Here is a 22,377-nt window from a genome sequence, read left to right as displayed (position 1 = left end):
ACATAATGCCGAAAAAGAAAAACTTTCCGCTCCGAATCGATTCTGAACTTTTTGCCATTATTGAACGTTGGGCTCAGGATGAATTTCGCAGTGTCAATAGCCATATTGAATATCTTCTCCGGGAAGCGGCTAAAAAAAGCGGGCGTTTAAAAAAGGATGAGAAATAAAAACTCTTGTTTAAAAAAAGGCTTAGTTTAACGAAAAAGCACTTAAACCCGATCCTTTTTAGAAAGGGACATTTCCACAATTTTTGTTGCTATTGGATACAGAAGCAGCTCCGTAAAACTTTTTAATAGAAGTCAGACTAGAAGCAATTGGGTGCTCGCCAATTGCTTTTATTATAATCAATAAGCAACAATCTCTTTGAAAACCGTCCTGGAAAGATCTTTCCAGGAATTTTTCTTCGCTTTGAATTGGTAAAATCACATGGATGGTTGTCCCTTTTCCAACTTCACTTTCAATTTCAATGTTTCCATCATGATTCTCGATAATTTTGAAAGTCGTTAACATACCGAGACCTGTGCCTTTTTGTTTCATTGTAAAAAACGGTTCGCCCAGCTTCTTAATTTGTTCCGGCGTCATACCAATTCCTTCATCAGTAAAAGAAATGATAATGTGATGATCTTTTCTCACGACCCGAATCGTAATTTTTCCCGGTTTTTCATCCATTGCTTCAATCCCATTTTTAATTAAATTGATAAAAACTTGTTTTAACTGTTGCCCATCACACATAATATCCGGTACGTTTTCTTCACTGTATAAAACCAGCTCAATTCCCACCTTTATTGCTTGAGAATCCATCAATTTCATTACATCGTTCAAAAGTGAAGGAATATTTTCCCTATTTGTCTTTTTTGCTTGCGGCTTTGCCAATACGAGTAATTCATTGGTAATCGAATGGATTCTCATCAATTCGTCGGACATAATTTTTAAATATTCATTTTTTTCTCCATCACTATGTTCAATTAGCTGTAAAAATCCCATTAAGGATGTTAGCGGATTGCGGATTTCATGAACAATGGAAGCCGCCAGCTGTCCGACGGCAAATAATTTTTCCGATTGAATAAGTAATTCTTCCGTCATTTTTGCTTTTGTCACATCTTTAAAAATTAAGTAAAAGCCTTCCAACTTTTCATCAATATAAATTGGTACGACAGTGACAACCGTATGAACATAATGTCCTGCTTTATTGATCATTGTTATTTCAAACGAATCAACCGTGCCCCTGCCATCTAAAATATCTTGGATACATTTGTTCAATGTTGGTATGTCTTTCGGGTGAAATAACTGCTCCAAATGCAATTGCAAAAAATCCTCTTTTGAATAGCCGCTCATTCGTTCCAATGCAGGGTTCACCCCTCCACTATCCTTTCAAAATAACACTTTTTTTCCAATTTATGACAATACATGATTCTTGATTATAGCATATCATGGTTATTTATAATTGACAAAATAATCCATTACGATGGTAATTTTCCACTTCCTTTTATCTCAACAAAAATGTCACGTTTTTCTTATTCCCATTTCGAGAATAAAGGTATACAATCTTCATATGAGAAACAGCAAAGGGGGAGCAGCGTGACAGAAACAACAAACAAATATCAAGAACAAACATTGTTCAGTATTACATGGCCGTTATTTATTGAGATTACTCTACATATGAGTATTGGAATTATTGCGACGCTTATTTTGAGTCATTATTCCGATCAGGCGGTCGCCGGTGTTGGTGTGGCTAACCAAATTTTAAATATCGCCATTTTAGTGTTTAACATCACATCGATTGGGGCAACTATTTTAATCGGCCAAAATCTCGGTGCCAACCGGCTTGATCGTGCTCGGCAATTATCCCGTTCGGCCTTTGGTTTTAACTTTTGGGTTGGAATTATCATTACTATTAGTATCTTATTATTTGGTGATGTTTTCCTTTCCATTTATGGACTTGAGGACGATGTCTTTCCTTATGCTTCAACATTTGTAAAAATTACGGGAATTTCACTTTTTTTAGAAGCCGTTTCATTAGCATTAAGTGCTGTATTAAGAAGCCATGGTTACACGAAAGATGCGATGATTGTGACGGTTATCATGAATTTTATCAGTATTACCGGTAACATCCTTTCCGTCACAGGTATTTTCGGTCTCCCTGTTACCGGTGTCGTCGGGGTGTCCTGGTCGATCGTTATTGCGCGTATCTTTGTTATCTGTGCATTTATTTTCTTAGTTTATAGAAGACTAACTTTAAAGCTTTATATAAAAGACTTAGTTAACTTTGACAAAAAGGATATTCAACAATTGTTGGCAATCGGTCTCCCTTCTGCCGGAGAAAATTTATCCTATCAGTTTTCGCAAATTGTTATTACCAGTTTTGTTGCCTTGCTTGGTTCCAGTGCTTTAGCCGCAAGAGTTTATATTTTGAACATATCAATGGTCTGTTTCTTATTCACGACAGCCATTGCCCAAGGGACTCAATTATTAGTTGCCCGTTATATTGGTGGGAAACAATATGATCGAGCTCTGCACCGGGGTATAAAAACATTGAAAATTTCTATGTTTGTCTCACTTGCGACCTCTTTAGTAATCGCACTTATTGGTAAACCGTTACTCGAACTATTTACAAACGATCCGGAAATTATTGCCATCGGGTTACCGGTATTATGGGCAATTGTTTTTATTGAACCGGGGCGTGCGATGAATATCGTGTTAATGGGGTCGTTAAAATCTGCCGGCGATGTTCGCTTCCCTGTCATTATCGGCGTAATCTCAATGTGGGGTGTAGCTGTTCTCTTCAGCTATTTCTTAGGGATTGTGTTCGGTCTTGGATTGCTGGGTGTTTGGATCGCACAAGGTCTGGATGAATGGGTTCGCGGCATATTTGCTTATAAGCGTTGGCTGTCAAAACCATGGACCCGAAAAGAAGTTGTTGCAAAAAATATATAAGCTGTTTCATAGAATATATTCGAGATGATGAGCTGGTGGCGGGTTAATGGCGATTTCCTTTACCCTTCCCCGGCTCTTTTTTTACATAAAAATGTAGATGGAAATTTTGTGGCGCAGGGAAGGCTTTGCAGTTAAAGAAAACTCGGCGACTGCCGAGCCTTTAGGCGAGAGCAGAGCCGTAGTTGCACTTATACTTAATTCTTAAAATTTCCAACTACGTCGAATTCGCTTCTTTGCTGGAAATTTATACTTTCTTAACGTATAAAAAAAAATTCACATTTTTCCTCACGAGTCGCCAAATTTTCTTTATCAAACAACAGACGAACATAGTAGTTCTTTATACCTATACTTCGCTGCTTTATTTTCAATTTTGTGGTACCAATGTCTTCTTTTTCAGTATTTCCCATTAATTGTGGACATAATTTCGATATTTGATACAATAAATTTAGGTATAAATAACTATAACTGTATTCCGTTAATGTTTGTTTTATTTACCATAATTTTTAGGGAGAAATGAATAATGGCTCATATAAATAAGAATTCCCTTAAAAAATTTTTACTATATTATATACCCGTCCATATTTTGCTTTACTATATTGTCATCATCTTTGCTCCTGAGCATCCAGGAAAATATTTTATTACCGGAATCCTTTCAATAACCGGGTCACTCGTTTCAACCGTCATTCTATTTTTTACAGTTAGGAAAAAGAGAAGTGCTGAAAAAGTTTTATGGGGATTGTTATTTCTCGGGACAGTTTTCTATTTTCTAGGGGAATTGGTTTGGGATATTTATTCTTTAAAGATGGAACAAATTCCATTATCACCTAATTTAACCAATATCATATTTTCCCTGAAACCGCTCTTTTATTTGGCTGCGTTTATATTTCTTGTCTCCCATGATTTACGAAAAACGAGGATGGCGATTACGATCGTTGATATTCTAATTATCGTTATGGTCATTTCCTCATTTAGTTGGTATTTATTGGTGGGGCCATTTTTCACTCACCTTAACGCAACGATTCCCGAGATTACCATTTTACTATCTTATCCGCTTTTGGAACTGCTTATATTATTTGGTATCATTCATGCACGCTTTTTCGTAAAACAAGCGATCGTTTCAAAAAAATCATTAAACATATTTGCTTTAAGCACCGTAACGATGTTGATCAGCACTTGTATTTATCTGTTCTTTTTGTTTTATAATTTAGAAGATTTATTAATTTATCTTAATCCCTTATATACGATGGGGATGTTTTATATAAGTATGGCAACTTTATATGCAGATAATGATCAGTTACCAGAGAGAATGAATAGCAGAAAAAAGGATTTGACACAATCCCATTTCCTTCCTTTAGTTAGTATCGTTCTGTTAATTATTATATACGGAATTTATAATAGGGGAATTGATGAGTTATTTATCGGATTAATTTTTAGCTTTTTCCTCCTGTTTATTCGTTTATTTATCTTGCTTAAAGAAAACCGTCAATTAAATGTTTTGTTGACGAATGCAAAACAGGAATTGGAAGAAAAAAACAAAAAATTGGAAAAGACCATTAAAGAATTGGAAAAAATTAATGAGATTCGTTCAATAGAAGCTCGTACTGACTTTTTGACAGGGTTGTACAACAGGAGATATATTGACAGTCTCCTACACTCACTGATTAAAGAAGCAAATAATGAACATAAACCATTCTCCATTTTACTCATTGATATCGATCATTTCAAATCCGTAAATGACCGATATGGGCATGATGTAGGTGATATTGTTATTCAAAAGGCAGCCCAGATATTCCTTAGTTCCGTTCGAACCACCGATATACTCGGCAGATTTGGCGGAGAAGAATTTATTATTATTTTACCAAATTCTTATTTACAAGCAGGGGTACAACTCGCGAAACGAATTCATCAGAAAATGGAGGATTATTCAATTCTTATTAATGAGCAATGCATAAACATCACCGTTAGTATCGGGGTAACAGTTTGGGAAATAAATGACCAGTTCAATGATATTTATCGGAGGGTCGATGAAGCATTGTATGAAGCGAAAAAAACTAGAAATACCATTATCGTGAAAACGAAGACGATAACAAATGATAACGAATGGTAGCGGGTTGCTTCGGTTAAAAGTATCTATGTCGATCCCTTTTAAGTAGAGGCAAACCCTTATTTTCTATTATGAAAGGGTTGCCTTTGTTTGTCCTTTTCACCTGATGATCAACTTCAAACTATTTTCTAACTCCATTTTCCCGCAAATGAACAAGGAAAATTGAACTAAAAAACCAAACCACAAGCCCGATTAATAAACTGACAAGCCAAAGGTCAGTCCATTTTAGCATCAATAGGACCGCAATGACACAAATAAAACAGCCAATCATCCCGTATACCGACCCATTTGCCGTTTTTGCAGCCTCCTTAGACCCTTTTTTTATCCCTACCATCATGACCGCAACAATCATAACGGCTGGAAATGCGGCGAATATACCACCGATAATTTTCCAGGGCAATAAAACAGATGCTACGTAACTTAAAACAACAGCTGAACCGCCAAATAAAAAGCGGTACAGTAAATCTTTTGTATCCAATTCCGGTCCCTCCAAAGTAACTCTTTCATTCTAGTTCTAAACCCTTAATCTTGATGTCTTTTACACAGCCGGCTGCTTAACATACCGATAAAAAGTTTTTAAAAGAAAGGTTTTATTCGATAACCCCTTTTTCAATTAGCCGAGAAAGACAGCATATCCAAGTGAGACAATAAACCACCCGATTAGCGAATGAGTCAAACCTTTTTTCCAGCCAAGACGATCGCTAAAATAGACAACTGCCATCGCACAGATAATATTTATAAACATTCCGACAAGCGCACCTTGGGAAAGAATAATTGATTGATGAATTAAATCCATTCCTTTCATATCAAGTCGCAAGGTTAATAGAGCAGCGAGAAATACAGCGGGAAAAGCAGCAAATATACCGCCGATTTTCGTACCGGCTTTCCTCGAAATAACCGTACAAGCTACCACAGCACCTCCACCCAATAAAAAACGAATTATGATTCCAAATAAAGATATTGTCGCCATTTTATACTCAATCCTTTTTATTTTTATAACCGTCAAGTGACTCGTGACGTTTATTCACAAACAAAACTTGTTAATTTGTTCACTAAGTACTATTTTATAATAGAATCCGGCAAATGTTTGTGAACATTTTTTATACATTAAAGTGTAAGCGCATCCTTATAAACTATACAAGGAGCTTTCTTTCTACAAGCATAAATTTACATAGTTTTTTTCGACAGATTTCGATTTTTCCTGTATCTTATATATTAGGAATATTACATCACTTTTGCTGTCACTTTAGAAAAAATCCATTTCAAAGGCGGTCATTATGAGATGAAGTTGATTAGAAATGAAAAAAAGAACCTTCTCATTTTGTCAGGTGGTATTATATTTTATTTAATTATCTTGATTTTATTGAAAGAGAACCCAATTTTATTTAATTACACGGATTTCTTATTTATGCATATCGTGCTTGAATTGGCCAGTATTATCATCTCTGCCAGTATCGCTATTCAGTCTTGGATTGTTTTTTCTTATAAACAATATCAGGATCGTTTACTATATTTTTCAGGATTTACGCTCATCGCTGTTTTTGATCTATTTCATTTACTCACATATAACGGCATGCCGGGATCGATGGTTATTGACAGTTCAGCAAACAATGCTACTTGGTTTTGGATTTTAGCAAGATTTACTCAAGCAATTTTTATGGTTTATATTTTACATGCAAAAGTGAAAACCGTATCTTTTGCCAAGAAGAGAGTTTATTTCTTGAATACCTTACTTACTATTATTGTCATATTGATAACCTTTTCTTATTTGCAGAACAAACTTCCGGTACTCGTCATTGAAGGTCAAGGAACGACAACATTAAAAAATTTTCTTGAATATGTGATTAGTTTTCTATTATTTATTTCGATGATTAAATTAGCGATCATTTATAAAAAATTTAGGAAAACCGTTACATTACATTTCATTGTTGCTGTTACTTTTTTACTACTCAGTGAACTTATTTTTACACTATATAAAAGCGTCTATGACTCTCTTAATTTGCTGGGACATGTTTACAAAGTTCTAGGATTTCTATTTTTCATGAGGGTTCTGTATTTATCAACGGTTAAAGATCCATTTGAAAAACTTATTTATATACGAAGAAAACTCGAGATGAATGAAAAACGATTAAAAACGATTACGGCCTCGCTTGGTGAAGGCGTTTTCGTTATCAATCAACATCGTCAACTGACGTTTATCAACAGGGAAGGAGAACGGTTATTAGGTTATCAGTCCCATGAACTTTTAGGAAAAGAAATCCACAGTCTTATACACGGCAGTAAATCCGGGGACATCCTTCATGTTTCGGAATGCCCGATCTGTAAAGGTGTGGAGAGCAAGGAAGCGATAAGGATCGACGAAGATATTTTTATTCATAAAAGCGGACGAACTTTTCCGGTATCTTACGTTGTTACTCCTTTAATTGAAAACAATACCATTGTTGGGTCGGTTGTTGTGTTTCAGGATATTTCAAAGCAACAGGAATACTTGAACCGCATCAAGCATCAAGCTTATCATCATATATTAACGGATTTACCGAATCGGCTATATTTTCTGGAGAAATTAGATGAGAAAATTATCAAGAGCGACTTTAATAGTGAATTTGCGCTCATTTTACTTGATATTGATGATTTTAAAAATATTAATGATTCTTACGGGCACAAAATTGGTGATATCGTGCTCATTGAGGTAGCTAGAAAGTTAAGGAGTCTTTATCATCATGCATTTATTGCCCATATGAGCAGTGATGAATTTGCCATTTTGATGGGTGGGAATAAGGATGAAATAAAAGAACAAGCAGAAAATTTAATCAATCATTTGCACACTTCTATTCCCATTGAACATAATGAAGTTTTTCTCTCCATCAGCATCGGTATTTGTTTATTCCCCTATGATGGAGTTGATAGTGAAAAATTAATTCAAATGGCCGATATCTCTCTTACTGAAGCAAAAAGATTAGGTAAAAATCAATATGTTTTTTATAATGATGACTTGGAATATCGTCGGGTTCGCAAAAACTGGATCGAACATCATCTCAACAATGCCTTATTTAATAATGAGATTACCGTTCACTATCAACCAATCGTAAATCCAAAAACAAAGGTAATTACTGGCTTAGAGGCTCTTGCCCGTTGGTACCACCCTAAGGAAGGTGCAATTTCGCCCCAGGAATTCATCGACGTCGCAGAAAGTAACGGATTGATTATTCCGATTGGCACGTATATTGTACAGATAGCATGTCAGGATCTGGCCGAATTAAACAAAAGAGGGTTTGAAAACTTGTTTGTCAGCATTAATCTCTCTTTAAAACAATTAAAACATCCTGATTTTATACCGACAGTTGATCAAATTCTCCAAACATATGGACTAAATGCGAAACAAATTCAATTTGAAATTACTGAAACGGTGACTTTACAAGAAGATAGCGACTTAATTAAGACGATTGGAGAATTGAAAAATAAACAATTTCGCATTGCGATTGACGATTTTGGAAAAGGGTTTTCTTCGATTGGGTATTTAAAGCATATTTCCGTAGATACATTAAAAATTGATAAATCTTATGTTTTTCATGTATTAAGCGATGAAAAAATAGCTAAATTAACGAACGCAATTATTATAATGGGGCAACTTTTACATTTGGATATTGTTGTCGAAGGAGTCGAGACAAAGGAACATCTTGCGTTTATTAATAGATTTTCGAATATTCTTGCTCAAGGATATTATTTTAGCCGTCCCTTGCCATTGGAAGAGTTTATTGAAAGTTCAATAAATAGAAATTAGCATTTCGAAAATTTATTTTTTGTCCGCTTGATTTGGCCTCAAGAGCTAATCTCGTGGCGAAAAATGCGGAAGTTGCTAATCAATTCATTCTTCGCCAATATTTTTATACTTTCATATTCTGCAAACAAGGCGATTGAAAAGGAAATGATCCTGTCCAGTCGCCTTATTTCGTCAGTTTTTATGGTATTTATTCATATCACGATCAAATTGAAGCCATGATTGATAGGTTCGTTTTACATATTTTTCCGCTTCTTCAAATGTTTTAAACTGCACCTCTTGTAGCCTGCCTTGATGAACTAATATATATTTTCCCATATTGTTTTTCTTAATAAAACTAATTTCACCATTTCGATTTTCATAATATGTACCGTGAAGCGCATCCTTTACATTCACTTCATTTTTCTCAGGGTCCGGCTTAATTGGTTCGAGATGGAAAACATCTGTGACAAAGAGTTTGAACGTTTCTTCATTCAAATCACATCCCGATGCCTTTGGATGGCCGCCACCGCCCAGTTCTTTGGCAAACTGTGCAACATTAACCTCATCATGGATAGTACGGAAACCTACTTTTTTCGTCCCTACATTTACCAATACAATCATATCCAGATGCGGGTTCTTTTTGTTTAGTGCATTACCAAGCTCGGACAAGTATTGCTCTGCATGAACAATTCCGATACAGTATTTGCCGACAAAACGTTGAACGATCTGCTTATTCTTTGCATAAATATACCGTTCAATCTTTTTCTCTTCCACATCCATGAGCATATTTTCCATATCCGTTAATTGAAAAAGATCCGGATTTTCTTTTAGCCTTTTTAACAAATCTTCTTCAAACTGTTCCCGACCGAACATGAAAAATAAATCATTCAAATGTTTTGCCAAAATATTATCATTTTCATCCCATTCCCATGTATCATATTGGCGGACTAAATCAACGAATTCAACCAATGCCGGTGTTTGTTCCAATTGTTGATTTTCTACAAAATGTTCAAAGAGCAGTGATGTGGCGCACGTTTTTTTTCCATTATCATATTCCGGTTGGACAAAGCCCCATGGATATTGATTAAAATGGAGAGCCGTTACATGATGGTCGATCATTTGTACGTGACCGCCATGATGATAGCGTTCATTTAATTTTTTTTCGACCTGTTCATTAACGGCCAAATCGGTTATATATAATTTTATATTTTTATTATCTTCATTTTGCAAAAAGTGTTCGACCCGTTGATTTAAATTACGATAAGAACAGTGGGTGACCTCAACATCGTCACCAAAGGCAAGTTTGGCAACAATCGCACATCCTAAACCATCTAAATCTGTATCGGTAAATAATTTGATCTTCAAAAAAATAACCTCCCGTATTCTGCAAACTCATTATGTGTTAAATATTACCACTTTATGCACAGGAATGGGGATAAAAAATCAGAAATAACCTCTTGATCTTAAAATTTTTGGACCGGTGGCATGCCCTGTGTCATCAATAGAAGGAAGTTTCAATCCTTTACCACTTTAGAGCTTGTCCCCCAAGGAAAATGTTTGCAATTATTTTATGTTGTATCGGTTTTTTAAAATGCTTATTTTTAGCTTGTCCTCAAACGAAAATGACTGCAATTTTTAGATGGATCGTTTTTTAAATGCTTATTTTTAGCTTGTCCTCAATTAAAGTGTTTTCAATTCCAGCTCCAAGATAAATTCAATGATCACCCGATTGACAAGTTCATTCATTTTCACATATTCCCATGAAATCGAATGATATTCATTTCGGTAATCAAGCAAATATTCCCCGCAAATATCCATCCCAACAATTTCATAATGTTGAGCAAAATCTTCCAACAGATAAAGCAATTGGACCAAAGACATATTTCCTTGATCCCAATTCGTGAAGGCTTCTTTTTTATATAAAACATCTTTATCAATACTAATATAAAGATTTGTTTCATTATCAAGAAAAGTACGGACATCTTGTGCAATTTCATATAAAGGAACTTGTTGGAGTATTTTCTTGGTGATCCATTTGATCTTGACATGATCCCCAAAATGCTCAAGCGGTATAGGAGAAATATTATGATCATTTACACCGATGATACAAACTTTTTGAAGGAAAGGATTATTTTTTAATGCATAGGCAACCCAGGACCCGCAAGAAATCAATCCTTCTCCCTGATCCATCATATCATCATGGTGGTCAAACAAGACAAGAGAAAGCGGTTTTTTTATCCTTTCCATCAGTAAATAAGTGACATAATGATAATTTCCATTTCCAATTAAAACGAATGAATGGACATTTTGCTTGATAAGTCGGTTGCGAATTTCGTCTAATGCATCTTGTTCACAAAAGCCGTTCGTGTGTGGAATATTTGAGCAGTCGACCCAATGATGAGGAAATTTTTGCAGAAATGTTTGTTCCGTTAAACTGTTATCAAAGTTTAAAAAAGTAATTTTCCCACTGTCTTCCATTTTGCTCCTCTCCTAGCGATTTTTACTATTATTTTAACATATAAGAGCAAATTGGTTATACTATTTTCCTGTAATTGGCATAAACCGGATGGAAACGAGTCTGTCCGGCATCGCCAACCTGATTATCTTTCCTTCACAGCAATGACTGGAATATGCTTTCTGTCTTTATAATCGGTCAAGATTTCTGCCGGTAGGATACCAAGCGTTACTGCCGCCTTTACTTTTTCCTCGTCCACTTGTTTGACAACCTTAATACAATCGGTTAAATTCATTTCCTCCAATTTCTTCACCGTTTCTTCTTCACGGAATTTTTCCGCAACCCGTATTTGTCGTTGGAGCTCAAATGATTCAAAAGTGAGGACTCCTTTTTGATTTTCCCCAACCGTTAAATCAAAATATTGATTAAATGCTTTTTTCAATCGGGATAGCTCTTTGTCGATTTCCTTTGCCTGTTTATTTAATTGAAAAAATTTTTCCACCATCTCTTCCGTTATGAAATCTTGTGTTTTTTCAAAATTCACCATACCCACTTCCCCCGTTTGAAATAAATTGTAATCATAATCAGAGCAAAAATCACCAATACGTTTATAACCATTTTTATGATCGAAAAAGGAAAATAGAACAGTTGTTTTTTATTTCGAACATGGGCAAGTTTTTTGTTCATTTAAGACAAAAAATCACCCACCGAAAATGCGGTTGGGTGATTTTTTTCATGAATTGACTTGAGAATAGGCCATTTCATCAATTTCTAAAATATATTTATATTGAAGCCTGGTAATTTCAAAGATTTTCAGCGGATCACGGAATGCTTCCGGATTTTCCTTCATTTCCACCAGTTCCATCGTTTTTTCATTTATTTCTTTATCAGTTTCTTCTGCCAAGCCCTTTAACTCTTCAAAAGCATTTTTGAAAAACAGTCGCAAATCCCGCTCAATGCCTTGCTCAATTAAATGAAACGGTGTAAAAAAGCGGTCAGCAATAGTTTCTACTATCGGTCCGTAATTTCCAGTTTCAATCAGCTGTTTAAAACCATTAACAAACATCTCTTTATTTTGAATAATTTTACCAAACACTTTACCGGCACTTTTTAATAATACTTGCCTTGGCGTATAACGAAGCAAAATGTTTACCGGTTCATAATTGACCCCGCTTGTCAAACGGTCAATATCTCTCTCCCAATCTTCCAATATCATAAAATCACAAGGGAGTTGTAAACGATCAAATCCAATCAAAGAATTAAACCCTTCAGCAATCTCATCGAGGAATGTTTTTCCATCTTTCAACTCGGTTTCACACAACACAAGCCAATCACGAATTCTTGATAAAAACTTCGGCATACATTCTTCATTCAAATACGTTTCGATTTTCTTATTCATTTCGTCATTCAATTCGATATGAATGCGCTGGAAATCACGTTTTTTTGTAATTGTTTTAGCCGTAGCTTTTAAAATTACAGGTATATCGTTTACTAATTCCTTTCTTGTCTCCTCATTTGCTAAAATAAACGATTTTCTAATCATATTAATTTTTTCTATTATCAGGTCTTCCAACTGGTTGATTGCACCGTTTACTTTTCGGGCCAAGTCTTGTTTACTTTGAATCGTTTCTTCCAATTGACTTTTCATTTTCATCCGTTGATCGAACAAGTTTCTTATCTTTTTTTGTATCAAAAATAAGTATTTTTTCATTCGTTGATGCACCAGTTTATTTTGTTGCCAATCGGTTGTTAGGAAATCGGCCAATTTTTCCCGGTGTTCAATTGTATAATCGTAAACGAAAACTTCCGCACCTAGGTAACTTTTTGTTTCTTCGTTAGCATCGGTGCCAACCTGAATAAAATATGTTTTTAACTGAGGAAACTGCTGTTGAATCATTTCAATCCATTTTTGCCTCGATTCTGGCAAGCCTTGGTTTACATCTACCACAACCAGTAAGCTATCCAAAATTTGCATCGTTTCAATGAATGCATCTGTTAATCCGGATGCGCGATTCAATTCCGGCAATTCCACAATTACCAATTGATTACGTTCCAGCAATTGATTAGGTACATTTACTTCATAACAAATTTTCGCCGGCTTCCCTCGTTCCATTGATGCCATATATTGATCAAGTGATAATTCCTGTTCTTGATAATCCCGGTATTGAATAATTTTCATTTCATCACTGTATTTATAAATGGAAACGGCACCTTCCCGGTTGTTCCGCACAACCATTTCCTCTTGCAAAAAGTGATTAAGAAATCCGGTCTTTGTATCATGATTGAAACTGATGACACCGGTAAGTTGATGATGAAAATCCAGCGATTGTCGGGATAACGCTTGGATTCGAATATTATGATCGAGATTGTGTTTATCCGTCCAGTTATCAATGACGATATTTAGATCCTTGCTTTTTTCAAGAACATCAACATTGACCTCGGCATTAAACAAGATTTTTTCTGCTATTTTTAATGCATCAGCCTGAAATCGATCAGGGACAATTTCATTCCAAGCAAAAATGGCCGATGAAGGGAGAACTTCTTCCTCTTTTCCGACAATTTTTATCCATGCATTTAATAAATCAGGGATCATATCGGTAAGTTGTTTTAATGAGTAACTGCCGCCCATCAATTCGTCATATGTTTCTTTATACTTTTTGGAAAGAAAATTATAGCTGTAATCTTCCTCTTCCCACCCCAAGTTTTTTAAGTACGTATTAAAAGCTTTCAACCATTGGAAAAATTCTTGTTCGGTTTCATAATTATTCCATAACGCTATGACCAGTTGTTCAAATAAGTCCGGGGCATTTTTTCTGGCAACGGTTAAAGCATCAAAGAAAAAGTTTGGCAATTGTTGTTTCGCATGCCCGTTTTTAATATATGATTTTAGAAGTTCAAACCAACTAAGATTTTCAGTCCGAACCCCTTCTTGTATTGCTAATTCCATAGCACTTTGCCAATCTTCTTGTTTCTCAAAAAATGAACGTGCTAATTTGGTTACATTGGGATAGTCCGGATTTAATTTTACCATTTTCTTAATCATTTGATTGGCATTTTGGTATTTTTCTTGTTGGATGTAAAGAGAAAATAGTTGCAATAAAACTTCTGTACGTAAAGTGAGGGACTCCGTATTAATCGATTGATAGATACTTTCTGCTTCCGGATAGATGGCAAGTTCCAAATAGGCATCGGCAATATTTTTCTTCGCCCATGGTTCTAATTCGTTATGCACGTTTTCCCATTTAAAGATGGCTGCTTCATAATCTTTATTATGAAAATAGACTTCACCTTGGGCAAAACGAATTTCGGATGCATCGGGAAACTCCTTCTGTTCTTCCTCAGCAAATAATTCCCCTAAAATTTCAATTGGGTGACGGGAATCATTTTCATGAATAAGCGACCGGTAATACGTCTTCGTAATGAATTGTTTTTCCAACATTTTGACCACCTGGTTTTTATTATTTCATTCATATTAACATATTCCATTCAATAAATAACTATTCTAACAAACTTTGTTCTCTATTATATATTAATTTCCTTTCAATTTCGTAACAATATGCAAGGGCAAGTGTTTTTTACCTGTCATGTTAATTTTTCCAATTTCATAACAATACGCAGGGGCAAGCATTTTTACCTGTCGTGTTATTTTTCCAATTTCAATAACAATACCAAGGTCACACGTTTTTACCGTCATTATAATTTTTTATAAATATACGCAAGGTCAAGCGTTTTTACCTGTCATGGTCATGTTAATTTTCTCCAATTTCATAACAATACCAAGGTCAAGCGTTTTTACCGTCATTATAATTTTTTATAAATATACTTAAGGTCAAGCGTTTTTCACCTGACCCTGAAATAAACTATTCAAAAAACTTGTGAGAAATGATTCCACTGATGATGCCAAATAGCGAACCGACTAAAACTTCAACCGGCTGATGTCCTAATCTTTCACGAAGTTTTCTTGATTTGCGATCATGGTAATGATAATCCTTTTGGCCACGTAACCGCTCCACTTCTTCTTCCAAATCATTTACTTTAATCGATAACTCCCCAGCCTGCCTGCGAACACCTTGGGCATCATACATGACAAGCAGGCCAAATATGGAAGCAAGGGCAAAATCAATCGTTTTTACCCCTCTTTTCTTAGCTATATATGTAGCAAGTGAAGAAACACCTGCCGAATGGGAACTTGGCATCCCGCCTGTTTCAAAGAACAAACGCCAATCCCACTTTCCTCCTGTTATTTTTCTGATTGGCATTTTTAAAAACTGTGCAATTCCAATCGTTGCAAGTGCTGTTATTATCGGTTTATTCATCAAACCACCTCCCGTTTAGTTTTCTATGAACGAAACGGGATTATGTAAAATTTTTTTGTGACTTATCATGTTTCCATGCTGCTCGCTAACTTCATTCATTCATCTTTTTTGATTTCCTTACTGAAACACCTTGTTTAATGGTATTATTAAACACTTCTGAAAAAACAATCCCCATGGCAATTGCCCCGGCAATTAACGATGCTTTGGCAGCGAGTTCAATGGCTATACTATACTCATTGCTGACAAAATTCCTCATGGCATCATAAGCAAGGCCACCCGGTACCAGTGGGATAATACCTCCAACGATAAAAATAATCACAGGGGTTTTATACTTTTTTGCAAAAACATGACTAAGGGCCGAAATAAAAAACGCTGAGACAAAACTTGCCGGAACTGCATCAATCCTTTTTTCAACCATAGAAAAATAAATAAACCAGCCAATCATACCGACAAGTCCGCATTTTATAATCGCGTTTTTTGGTACATTAAAGAGGATTCCAAAGCCACTTGTTGCAAGAAAACTAGTAATTAATTGGGCAATCAATGTTTCCACATCCTTAACCGGTTTTTCTAATCATCTTCTGTTCAATGGGATTCGTTAAGAAAAGCGCAGAGCGCCCGCTTAGCGACGTACAAACTGGAGCGCCCCGCAATGAGAACAGATTTGCTTCCCCGAATAGGCATCGCACGAAGAAAATGCGAATGCATTTTCGAGGAAAAGGAAAACACGGCGAGTGACGAGCCGATGTTGACTTATCGTAGTGGAGGGGAGTGAAGTTTGCTAGTCGCTGGCGCTCGGAGCTAGACAATAAAACTAATCCCAAGTTATTTACTTGTATTTTTATACTTTCTTATCTTTTTAAAAAATCGCATAAGCAACCGCTATACCTGCTCCGATGGCAAAAGCTGTCAACAATGCCTCTGCTCCCTTCGCTAATCCGGAAATCAAGTGTCCAACCATCAAATCTCGAATGGCATTCGTAATCAGCAGTCCGGGAACAAGCGGCATAACCGAACCGATAATAATTTTATCTGCTTGGTCGCCGATTCCTGTATAAACAAAAATATTCGCAGTAAATCCAATAATTAATGATGAAACAAACTCAGAAAAGAAACGAACTTTCACGATTTGATGAATGGTAAGAAAACAGAAATAGCCGATACTACCGGCAACGATCCCCGGTAAGACATCGATCCATTTTCCTAAAAACATAATAACAAAACAGCCACTGGCGATACCGGCAGCTAATAGTTGGATCGGGACGGAAAAAGATATATTTTCCTTTTTTATTTGTTTTAGTCGCTCGTATGCTGATTCCATTGTCCATTTTCCTTCACTAATTTCCCGGGAAAGGCTGTTGACGGTAGCAATTTTATTCAAATCAGTTGTTCGCCGTTCAATTCGTTTCATTTTCGTTCCGGCCGGATACAACTCTCCGTTGACGGCAAAGATAATTGCGGTGGGAGTCACGTAACTTTCAGCATTCTCTACACCGTAAGCATGTGCAATTCGGACCATTGTATCCTCTACCCGATATGTTTCCGCCCCGCTTGCCAACATGATTTCTCCGGCAAGCAAACAAATCTCACTTACATCTATGTAATTTTGTCTATTTTTCTCCATTCTCGTTCCCCACTTTTTTCGAATCATATAAGCTTGAAACTTGGTTTTTACTTTGTCAAAATCGCTTCATATTCAGTTTAAAAAATGAACTTTGTTTGTTTGAATTGCGGTTTTTTTGTCTTGTCAAAATTGTCATATCCAGTTTAAACAATGAAAGTCTTTTTTTTCGATGTCAAAATCGCTCCTCATTCAGTTTATACAATGAATTTTGCTCATGCAACGGGTTTTTAAAATACTGCAGTTTAGATTTGTTTGAAATTATCCGGTGTCTTTGCAGGGATCGTTTTTCGTTTTGATATAGATGGGAACAGACTCCGAAAATTACCTGTTCTCCTTTGCAAGCATAATCTTCTAATTTTTTGCAGTTCCCAACAATCTCCAAAATTATTATTTTTATTTGTTTTTGGACCAGATTGACTTATCACCTAAAACCGACCCCTTTCAATTTGAAAACAATATTTTATCGCTACATTGTCATTGGTTGTATTTAGGAAAATGGGAAATACGCCCGGTCATTTCTTGGTTATTTTCATAAAAATATAGGGTATTGACTATAAAAAGAGGAGAGTGCTTGCCCGTGTACCCGTATTATTATTATCCGACTTATCCGGTTACTCCGATTGAAGGGGACGGATATAATAACATGATGGAAGTTGATGAAGAATACTTTTACAGACAACCCCCTGCGTTGGAACGTCGCGTTACCCAACTTGAACGGCAAAACGAACGACAATCCGAAGAACTGACGAGACAAAATAATGAAATTGGCAGACTGAATCAGGAAATTAGAAGAATCAATCAAGAAATAAGAAGATTAAATGGTGAAGTGACAAGATTAAATGATGTCAACCAACAACAAACACGCAGATTACAACGGTTAAATCAACGGTTACGTAACGTTGAAAATCGCCTCAACATCCCGTTTACAGCAAATGAAGACGGATTTTAACTTGTTGTTACTTTATACCTACAATATCAGGATTGGGACAGAACGTGAAGTGAACAAATGAAACGGATTTAACTTATTACTGTGTGCGTTGCCAGGCTCCTTTTGAAGTCTGGCGTTTTTATTTAATTAGGTTGTTTAGAAAGAAACATATTTGTTTTTACGGCTTAACTTGGTCGTAGTACTGTTGATATAGATAAAGGGGCTTTGACTCTGAATATAGTAGTCGATGTTGTATGTAGCTCCGTTGATGGGACTCTTTTGATGTTGGGAAGATTGTTGGATTTTACTCTCAAAGTTAGACCTTTTCCTGATGAGCCTACTCACCTTAACCATTTTTTATCTTGTTCTCTATAAAAATTAGTTGTATAATTTAAACCGTTCATTTTTCGGTTAAGACCGACGTGGTTCGAAACCATCCCACGTAAAAAAACTAAGGAAAGGAATTTGTTAAAATGAAATTAAGAACAATTACTATTAACGGAATTGTTGCGGCGTTATACATTGCGATTACTGCCGTGATTCAACCAATTGCCTTCTCGAACATCCAGTTTCGGATTCCGGAAATTTTTAATCACCTCGTTGTATTTAACAAAAAGTACTTCTTCGGGGTCGTGATTGGTGTCTTTTTATCCAATTTATTTTTCTCCACATTGTTGCCATATGATTTAATTTTTGGAGTAGCTCACACAGTTATTTCCCTTTCTATCACAATATTATTAAGTCGTTATATTAAAAATATTTGGGGGCGAATGCTCGCAAATTCATTTGTCTTTTCAATAATGATTTTTATTGTTGCATATGAGTTGAAATTAGCAATTGGTGTACCTTTCTGGGAAACATGGCTATTAACTGCGGTTGGCGAGTTTGCTGTGATGGTCATAGGTATGCCGATCATGAATGCGATTTACAAACGAGGAATTTTGTAAAAGGAAAAACCGGGCTGTTATGTAGTCCGGCTTTTTAAAACTTTGGTTAGTTTGTATTTTCATTATTTATTTAGTATAAAGTTTTGTATATGATAAAAGGACAGTTCTCTGGGATTTTTTGATTATTTTATTTCATAGGCTGATGATGCTGTTCTATGAGACTATTTTGCTTGTTTTCCTCGTTGTTTTGTCCCATAGAGCTTTTCTATGGGACAGTTTTCCTTGATTTTTGTACCATTTTGTCCCATAGACGGCTGATGATGCTGTTCTATGAGACTATTTTGCTTGTTTTCCTCGTTGTTTTGTCCCATAGAGCTTTTCTATGGGACAGTTTTCTTTGATTTTTGAACCATTTTGTCCCATAGACGGCGGGTGATGCTGTTCTATGAGACTATTTTGCTTATTTTCCTCGTAGTTTTGTCCCATAGAGCTTTTCTATGGGACAGTTTTCCTTGATTTTTGTACCATTTTGTCCCATAGACGGCTGGTGATGCTGTTCTATGAGACTATTTTGCTTGTTTTCCTCGTTGTTTTGTCCCATAGAGCTTTTCTATGGGACAGTTGGGCTTGATTTTTGTACCACTTTGTCCCATAGACGGCTGGTGATGCTGTTCTATGAGACTATTTTGCTTGTTTTCCTCGTTGTTTTGTCCCATAGAGCCTTTCTATGGGACAGTTGGGCTTGATTTTTGAGCCATTTTGTCCCATAGACGGCTGATGACGCTGTTCTATGAGACAGTTTGGCTTATTTTCCTCTTAGTTTTGTCCCATAGAGCCTTTCTATGGGACAGTTGGGCTTGATTTTTGAGCCATTTTGTCCCATAGACGGCTGGTGATGCTGTTCTATGAGACTATTTTGCTTGTTTTCCTCGTTGTTTTGTCCCATAGAGCTTTTCTATGGGACAGTTGGGCTTGATTTTTGTACCACTTTGTCTCATAGACTGCTGGTGATGCTGTTCTATGAGACTATTTTGCTTATTTTTCCCTTTGTTTTGTCCCATAGACGACCTAGTTACCTTTACTTCAACAAAACATTTTCGCTTATTTTCTTTGCAATCTCTTTACCGTTCTCAATACAGTCTGGAATGCCAACACCGTAATAAGAGCAGCCTGCGAGAAAGATGTCCGGGTATTTTTGCGCGAACTGCTCCTCCAATGAAGATACAGTATCCGGATGGGTAATTTGGTATGTCGGCATTTGGTCTGTCCACTTTGTTACTGTACTCACAACCGGTTCCGCATTTATATGTAAACTTTTTTCAATATCCGCCTTAGCAATTTTTAATAAATCTTTGTCATTCAAATCTTTAATTTCAGAAAACCTTGGATGACTACTTTTGTAAAATAAACGGATGAGTAAATTTCCACCCTTTGAAGTATGTTCCCATTTCCGACTTGTCCATGTACAAGCATTACAAAACAGATCATTATCAGGCGCTATATAGCCTGTCCCATTTTCAGGTAACACCCCGTCCGAAACCGAATATCCTACATACACACTAATCAAAGAGCTTGTCTTTATCTTTGAAAACTCTTCATGTAATTCTTTATCAGAAAATAGGCGGCTGGCATGATTATGGGGAATACTCAAAACAATGGAATCAGCCTCAACTACTTTGCCGTTAGTAAAATAGACCTTATAACCCTTACCATCCGTCTTATTAATTTGCTCCACTTCATGTTCCAACCATATTTCTGTTTTTTCCAACCGGTTTGCCATCGCATCAATAATCGTTGATAATCCGTTGTTAAACGAGAGGAATTTTTTGTCATCTTTACCTAAAAACTGATTTTTATTTGTTGCAAAACCTTTCATAATGCTTCCATATTTTTCTTTATACTCCAATACATATGGCAATGTTGAAGCAATTGTTAAATTATGTAATGTTCCGGAATAAACACCTGATAAAACAGGGGCAATTTGCTTTTCGACCAGTTCCTTGCCAAGATAATATTCTAAAAACTCTCCAATTGAATCATGCTCTGTAAATTTTCTATCATTAATGTAAAAATCCTTTAATGCCTCCACTTTTCCATGATCCGATAATAATGGACTTTCCGCCAGTGATTGAATACTTGTCGGAATACCGAAGACCGAATCTCGCGGTATTTGTTTTAATTCACCTTCTCTAAAAAGAAAAGATGTACCGACCGCATTATAGACAGCCTCCTCTTCAAGCTCCAGTTCTTCAATGAGGCCGGAATCTTTCATCTTTCTCGCAACAATTGAATCTGCCCCTGTTTCCATAATAAAACCGTTTTCTTTTACTGTCCGGATTTTTCCTCCCAGTTGGGCTGCTGAATCGACTAACAATAACTTTAAATCCCGCTTTTGTTTTGCAGCTTCTTTTTCTAACGTATACACGACAGAGAGACCGGTGATGCCCCCACCAACAATTAAAATCGTTTCCATTTTTTCACTCCTCACGATGAATTTCGTCTACCAATCTTTCCACAGTCCGCCGATATAAATTGCTCATATAAGATAGAGAAGAAATCAACAATACCTTTTCTAAGTAATCGGAGTCTTCATCCTCGAAGTGCTGAATCTCCTCCGTTGTACCGGAGACCAATTCCCGGAAGTCCCGTCTGAATTGATTCACATTTTGTTCTACAAGTGCTAGAAAGCTTGTATATAGTAGATCTAATCGAAAATTCTCTTTAACAATCTTTTCATTCAATTTTTCCAGTACATGTTTTATATCATTAATAGAAATAGTGCCTTTTAATTGATAAATGATGCTAATAAGAAGCAAATGATCCCGGGAATACTTTTTATTGTTTATCGGGAAAAACAATTTTCCTTTTGCGTAATTATTAATCATCGTCTTTGTTAATATTTTATCATCTTCATTTCTTTTTGTACCGCTATATTTACTTTCAAACAACTGAATGACTTGGTCCATATATAAATCAATATTTGGAATATCATCAAGTGTAATATTTTTATCAAGTTGCAATTGTTCAAGAAATTGCTCTGTATTTTCCAATAATAGCCCTCCATATATATTTCATTCTACATAAATTTTATCTTTTTTTATAGAAAAAGTAAATGTTAACTACATGATCAGTTTAGACCGTTCTCCTATATAGTCCAAAAAACTACATATCGAGGTTAAGGGATTTTAAAGCAAATTATAGTAGCAAAGAGGGGAAAAATGCTGCCGCACCCGAACCCGATTGGTTCAACTAACAAATCCGTGGGAGAGTGGCCTTTTGCAAAATTGTTAACCATTACTGCACTGTTGACGGGTAACTAACAACCCCGTCAGGAGAGGCGCCTTTCGCGGAATCGATAACCACTTTCGA

The 22,377-nt window shown here is 36.0% G+C and carries 18 protein-coding genes and 1 riboswitch; of the genes, 6 read left to right on the top strand and 12 right to left on the bottom strand.

All coding sequences use genetic code 11. The annotated features are described in order from the left end of the window. Positions 1 to 5 precede the first annotated feature (5 nt). Positions 6 to 167: an Arc family DNA-binding protein gene (locus NSQ14_RS03920; RefSeq protein WP_034768332.1), complete on the top strand. Its 162-nt coding sequence runs from the start codon at positions 6 to 8 to the stop codon at positions 165 to 167. A gap of 58 nt (positions 168 to 225) precedes the next feature. On the opposite strand, the gene NSQ14_RS03915 is transcribed toward NSQ14_RS03920, so the two are convergent. Further along, the gene (locus NSQ14_RS03915; protein ID WP_346216897.1) at positions 226 to 1,356 is read right to left on the bottom strand and encodes an ATP-binding protein; all 1,131 of its coding nucleotides are present in this window, start codon (positions 1,354 to 1,356) and stop codon (positions 226 to 228) included. 222 nt (positions 1,357 to 1,578) lie between these two features. Between NSQ14_RS03915 and NSQ14_RS03910 the strand changes: the two genes are divergently transcribed. Further along, on the top strand, positions 1,579 to 2,934 hold the full coding sequence (locus tag NSQ14_RS03910) for an MATE family efflux transporter (protein ID WP_041844619.1): 1,356 nt from the start codon (positions 1,579 to 1,581) through the stop codon (positions 2,932 to 2,934). 520 nt (positions 2,935 to 3,454) lie between these two features. Next, on the top strand, positions 3,455 to 5,041 hold the full coding sequence (locus NSQ14_RS03905) for a GGDEF domain-containing protein (RefSeq protein WP_346216896.1): 1,587 nt from the start codon (positions 3,455 to 3,457) through the stop codon (positions 5,039 to 5,041). A gap of 118 nt (positions 5,042 to 5,159) precedes the next feature. Here NSQ14_RS03905 and NSQ14_RS03900 read toward each other — a convergent pair whose 3' ends face one another. Together NSQ14_RS03900 and NSQ14_RS03895 are read right to left on the bottom strand one after the other, a co-directional pair. Further along, entirely contained in the window at positions 5,160 to 5,516 is a 357-nt protein-coding gene (locus tag NSQ14_RS03900; protein ID WP_041902769.1) for a DUF3147 family protein, read from the bottom strand. A gap of 135 nt (positions 5,517 to 5,651) precedes the next feature. Continuing rightward, on the bottom strand, positions 5,652 to 6,008 hold the full coding sequence (locus NSQ14_RS03895; RefSeq protein ID WP_034768325.1) for a DUF3147 family protein: 357 nt from the start codon (positions 6,006 to 6,008) through the stop codon (positions 5,652 to 5,654). Positions 6,009 to 6,320: 312 nt separating this feature from the next. Here NSQ14_RS03895 and NSQ14_RS03890 point away from each other — a divergent pair, with 312 nt between their 5' ends. Then, complete coding sequence (locus NSQ14_RS03890) at positions 6,321 to 8,819, top strand: bifunctional diguanylate cyclase/phosphodiesterase (protein ID WP_346216895.1); 2,499 nt, start codon at positions 6,321 to 6,323, stop codon at positions 8,817 to 8,819. Between the two features lie 171 nt (positions 8,820 to 8,990). Here the strand turns inward: NSQ14_RS03890 and NSQ14_RS03885 are convergent, their stop codons facing one another. From NSQ14_RS03885 to NSQ14_RS03855, 7 genes are all read right to left on the bottom strand, one after another. Next, entirely contained in the window at positions 8,991 to 10,163 is a 1,173-nt protein-coding gene (locus NSQ14_RS03885; RefSeq protein ID WP_227139798.1) for a DHH family phosphoesterase, read from the bottom strand. Positions 10,164 to 10,478: 315 nt separating this feature from the next. After that, on the bottom strand, positions 10,479 to 11,276 hold the full coding sequence (locus tag NSQ14_RS03880; protein ID WP_346216894.1) for an arginase family protein: 798 nt from the start codon (positions 11,274 to 11,276) through the stop codon (positions 10,479 to 10,481). 122 nt (positions 11,277 to 11,398) lie between these two features. Next, a complete protein-coding gene (locus NSQ14_RS03875; RefSeq protein WP_034768319.1) occupies positions 11,399 to 11,800 on the bottom strand; it encodes a hypothetical protein in 402 nt (133 codons plus the stop codon). Positions 11,801 to 11,986: 186 nt separating this feature from the next. Continuing rightward, entirely contained in the window at positions 11,987 to 14,689 is a 2,703-nt protein-coding gene (locus tag NSQ14_RS03870; RefSeq protein ID WP_156103171.1) for a GTP-binding protein, read from the bottom strand. A 424-nt stretch (positions 14,690 to 15,113) separates the two neighbouring features. Next, complete coding sequence (locus tag NSQ14_RS03865) at positions 15,114 to 15,569, bottom strand: divergent PAP2 family protein (protein WP_034768315.1); 456 nt, start codon at positions 15,567 to 15,569, stop codon at positions 15,114 to 15,116. Positions 15,570 to 15,660: 91 nt separating this feature from the next. Continuing rightward, on the bottom strand, positions 15,661 to 16,113 hold the full coding sequence (locus NSQ14_RS03860) for a threonine/serine exporter family protein (RefSeq protein WP_041902778.1): 453 nt from the start codon (positions 16,111 to 16,113) through the stop codon (positions 15,661 to 15,663). A 315-nt stretch (positions 16,114 to 16,428) separates the two neighbouring features. After that, on the bottom strand, positions 16,429 to 17,193 hold the full coding sequence (locus NSQ14_RS03855; RefSeq protein ID WP_095141449.1) for a threonine/serine exporter family protein: 765 nt from the start codon (positions 17,191 to 17,193) through the stop codon (positions 16,429 to 16,431). 577 nt (positions 17,194 to 17,770) lie between these two features. On the opposite strand from NSQ14_RS03855, the gene NSQ14_RS03850 reads away from it, so the two are divergent. Beyond that, positions 17,771 to 18,142, top strand: coding sequence for a hypothetical protein (locus NSQ14_RS03850; protein WP_375293585.1), 372 nt, complete (start codon positions 17,771 to 17,773; stop codon positions 18,140 to 18,142). A 395-nt stretch (positions 18,143 to 18,537) separates the two neighbouring features. After that, positions 18,538 to 18,582, top strand: a riboswitch (PreQ1 riboswitch). A gap of 12 nt (positions 18,583 to 18,594) precedes the next feature. Next, complete coding sequence (locus tag NSQ14_RS03845; protein ID WP_034768293.1) at positions 18,595 to 19,068, top strand: QueT transporter family protein; 474 nt, start codon at positions 18,595 to 18,597, stop codon at positions 19,066 to 19,068. A gap of 1,018 nt (positions 19,069 to 20,086) precedes the next feature. Here the strand turns inward: NSQ14_RS03845 and hemG are convergent. Both hemG and NSQ14_RS03835 read right to left on the bottom strand, forming a co-directional pair. Further along, a complete protein-coding gene (hemG, locus tag NSQ14_RS03840) occupies positions 20,087 to 21,481 on the bottom strand; it encodes a protoporphyrinogen oxidase (RefSeq protein ID WP_328187977.1) in 1,395 nt (464 codons plus the stop codon). 4 nt (positions 21,482 to 21,485) lie between these two features. Then, on the bottom strand, positions 21,486 to 22,058 hold the full coding sequence (locus tag NSQ14_RS03835; RefSeq protein ID WP_041844583.1) for a DUF1836 domain-containing protein: 573 nt from the start codon (positions 22,056 to 22,058) through the stop codon (positions 21,486 to 21,488). Positions 22,059 to 22,377 lie beyond the last annotated feature (319 nt).

This window comes from Caldifermentibacillus hisashii (genome assembly GCF_039654145.1).
GTDB classification, from domain to species: Bacteria; Bacillota; Bacilli; order Bacillales; family Caldibacillaceae; genus Caldifermentibacillus; species Caldifermentibacillus hisashii.
The sequence above is the reverse complement of the archived record's forward strand: the minus strand, read 5'-3'. Positions and strand labels throughout refer to the sequence as shown.